At 54.0% G+C, this 3,447-nt stretch carries 4 protein-coding genes; all 4 read right to left on the reverse strand.

The window, feature by feature from the left end:
* Position 1: 1 nt before the first annotated feature.
* On the reverse strand, positions 2–1,117 hold the full coding sequence (locus ACKX14_RS15400) for a sodium ion-translocating decarboxylase subunit beta (protein WP_422449223.1): 1,116 nt from the start codon (positions 1,115–1,117) through the stop codon (positions 2–4).
* Between the two features lie 24 nt (positions 1,118–1,141).
* Positions 1,142–1,549 carry a biotin/lipoyl-containing protein gene (locus tag ACKX14_RS15405; RefSeq protein ID WP_422449225.1) on the reverse strand — a complete coding sequence of 136 codons (408 nt, stop codon included), beginning with the start codon at positions 1,547–1,549 and terminating at the stop codon, positions 1,142–1,144.
* A gap of 16 nt (positions 1,550–1,565) precedes the next feature.
* Entirely contained in the window at positions 1,566–1,937 is a 372-nt protein-coding gene (locus ACKX14_RS15410) for an OadG family protein (RefSeq protein WP_422449227.1), read from the reverse strand.
* Between the two features lie 14 nt (positions 1,938–1,951).
* Positions 1,952–3,447 (reverse strand): acyl-CoA carboxylase subunit beta (locus tag ACKX14_RS15415; RefSeq protein WP_422449229.1); only part of this gene is annotated, 1,496 nt, incomplete at its 5' end.

Genomic DNA, 3,447 nt, shown 5'->3' on the forward strand with positions numbered 1-3,447 from the left:
ATCACCCCCCGTACAGCGACAGCAGCACGCCCGCCACTATGGCGGTGCCGATAACCCCGGCCACGTTGGGACCCATGGCGTGCATGAGGATGAAGTTGCCGGGCTTTTCCTTCTGGGCCACCACCTGGGATACGCGGGCGGCCATGGGCACCGCAGATACTCCCGCGGAGCCGATGAGGGGGTTGACTTTACCGCCGGACAGGACATACATGAGTTTGCCCAGAAGCACTCCGCCCGCCGTCCCCATGGCAAAGGCCGCAAGGCCTAAAAGCAGTATTTCTATGGTCTCTATCCTGAGGAAGTTTTCGGCGCTGGCTGTGGCTCCCACGGTGGTCCCAAGGAAGATGGTGATTATGTTGATGAGTTCGTTCTGGGCGGTCTTTGAAAGTCTTTCCACAACCCCGCATTCTCTGAAGAGGTTGCCAAGCATGAGGCAGCCTATTAATGCGGTGGCCGGAGGTACGAGGAAGCTTGCCAGGACCGTGACTATTATGGGGAATATTATTTTTTCCGTTTTTGATACGGGCCTTAGTTGTTCCATGGTCACCGTGCGCTCTTTTTTGGTGGTCAAGAGGCGCATGATGGGCGGCTGGATTATGGGCACCAGGGCCATGTAGGAGTAGGCCGATACGGCTATGGCTCCCAGCAGGTGGGGCGCCAGTTTGCTCGAGAGGAATATGGCCGTGGGACCGTCCGCGCCGCCTATGATGCCTATGGAGGCGGCTTCTTTGAAGTCAAATCCCAGCAGTGTTGCGCCGAGGAAGGTGGTGAATACTCCTAGCTGGGCCGCAGCTCCCAAAAGGAGGCTCTTGGGGTAGGCGATGAGGGGGCCGAAGTCGGTCATGGCTCCCACTCCGAGGAATATGAGGGGCGGGTATATGTCGAGTTCTACGCCGCGGTATATCCAGTATAAAAACCCGCCTTTTTGCATGAGGTTTGCTAGGGGAATGTTGGTGAGGAGCATTCCGAAGCTTATGGGGACTAAGAGCAGTGGTTCGTATTTTTTTACTATGGCAAGGTAGAGGAGTATGCATGCGATGCACAGCATTATGAACTGCTGTAAGGTTATGTTGACAAATCCGGTGGTGTTGATGAATTCTATTATTTGTTGAAGCAATGTTCTCCACTCCCGTCTGTTTTTTTATTCCAGTACTGCCAGCAGGTCGCCGGTGTTTACCGAGGCTCCTTCCGAGACTTCTACCGAAACCACGGTCCCATCCTGGGGCGCAAGGATTTCGTTTTCCATTTTCATGGCTTCGAGGATCATGAGTACGTCGCCTTTTGCGACTTTTGTTCCGGGCTTTGCTTTGATGGATAGGATGGTGCCGGGCATGGGGGCCTGTACGCTGACTTTTCCGGCCGGGGCGGATTTTTTGGGAACGGGGGCGGCTTTGGGTTTTTCTTCGGGTTTCGGGGCTTCTTCCGGCCGGGGCGTTACGGGAGCGACGGGCGTTGTATTTTGGGCTTTTGGTGCCGGAGTTTCACCACCTATTTCTTCTACTTCCACTTCGTAAGTTTGACCGTTGACGGTGATTTTGTATTTTTTCATGGTTGATACTCCTTTCTCAGTTTTTTATTTGCATTCTTGCGGCCATACCCCATACGGGGGTGGTCCTGTGGATCTGGCGGATGGAGCCTATTTTTATGCTTGTTACGGGCACGTTCATGTACTGGCTTAAGGCCGCGGCGATGACGGCCACAAGTTCTCCTTCGTCCTGCTTTCCGGTTGTTTCCGCGGGTTCCTGGTGAGGCTGTCGGTTTCCGGTGGTCTCCTGGGGCGCGGGTTCATTTTTTTTTGGCTGTTTTGCACCGGGATAGAAGATCAGCCGCATGAGGTCCAGGATGAGGGATAAGAGGTACAGGGCCGCCATCACTATCCCCATGCCTAACAGGCCGGTTTTTAATGATTCTATGAGGTCTTTTGCTATGTCGTTCATTTTTTCTCACCCCTTTATACCGGTATGTTGCCGTGTTTTTTGGCGGGTCTTGTTTCGCGTTTGCTCATGAGCATTTCCAGGGCGGATATGAGTCTTATTCTGGTGGCGGAGGGTTCTATGACGTCGTCCACATATCCTCTTTTGGCCGCCTGGTAGGGGTTGGCGAATTTGTCGCGGTATTCTTCGATTTTCTGGGTTCTGGTGGATATCGGGTCGCTTGATTCTTCTATTTCTTTTCTGAATATGATGTTGGCGGCGCCTTCGGGACCCATGACGGCTATTTCTGCCGTGGGCCATGCAAAGACCTGGTCGGCTCCCAGGTGTTTTGAGCACATGGCTATGTATGCCCCGCCGTAGGCTTTTCTCACTATTACGGTGATTTTGGGTACGGTGGCTTCGGAGTAGGCGTACAGCAGTTTTGCTCCGTGCCTTATGATGCCGCCGTGTTCCTGGGCGACTCCGGGCAGATATCCGGGTGTGTCGGTGAAGGTGATGAGGGGTATGTTGAAGGCGTCGCAGAACCGGACGAATCTTGCGGCTTTGTCGGAGGCGTTTATGTCGAGGCAGCCGGCTAAATGTTTGGGCTGGTTGGCCAGTATTCCGACGCTGTGGCCGGCAAGTCGCGCAAATCCGGTTATCATGTTCTGGGCGAAGAGAGGCTGCACTTCAAAAAAGTCGCCGCCGTCCACCACGTTTTTTATTATTTCTTTTATGTCGTATGGTTTGTTGGGGTCCACGGGTACTGTCTGGTTTAGTTCGGGTATTATTTTATCGGGGCTGTCGCCCGTTTCTATGTATGGCGCATCTTCCAGGTTGTTGGACGGTATATATGACAGCAGTTTTTTTATTTGGTCGAAGCATTCTTGTTCGCTCTGGCTCATGAAGTGGGCGACTCCGCTGGTCTGGTTGTGGGCTCTCGCTCCGCCCAGGTCTTCGGGGCTTACGTCTTCGCCGGTGACGGCTTTTATGACCTGCGGGCCGGTGATGAACATTTTGCTTGTGCCGGAGACCATGAATACAAAGTCGGTGAGGGCGGGCGAGTATACGGCTCCTCCGGCGCAGGGGCCGAGGATTACCGATATCTGGGGTATTACTCCGGATGCCAGGGTGTTCCTGTAGAAGATGTCGCCGTAGCCCTTGAGTGCGTCTACGCCTTCCTGGATTCTTGCACCGCCGGAGTCGTTTAAGCCTATGATGGGCGCACCCATTTTTACGGCCATGTCCATTACTTTGCATATCTTGGCGGCGTGCATTTCGCCCAGTGAGCCGCCTATTACGGTGAAGTCCTGGGCAAATACGAATACGAGCCTGCCGTCGATGGTGCCGTAGCCTGTGACCACGCCTTCGCCGGGGGCTTTTGTTTCGGCCATGTCGAATTCTATGCACCGGTGTTCCACAAAGGCGTCGATTTCGACGAAACTGCCTTTGTCCAGAAGTTTTTCGATCCTTTCCCGGGCGGTGAGTTTGCCGCTTTCATGCTGCTTTGCTATGCGCTTTTCGCCGCCGCCCT

Origin of the sequence: Thermorhabdus hydrogeniformans (assembly GCF_049310025.1) — a bacterium.
GTDB lineage: Bacteria > Bacillota > Thermosediminibacteria > Thermosediminibacterales > Tepidanaerobacteraceae > JBJYKD01.

Coding starts and splice junctions, on each gene's coding strand:
- ACKX14_RS15410 (WP_422449227.1), bottom strand. CDS start 1,937: ATGAACGACATAGCAAAAGACCTCATAGAATCATTAAAAACCGGCCTG.
- ACKX14_RS15405 (WP_422449225.1), bottom strand. CDS start 1,549: ATGAAAAAATACAAAATCACCGTCAACGGTCAAACTTACGAAGTGGAA.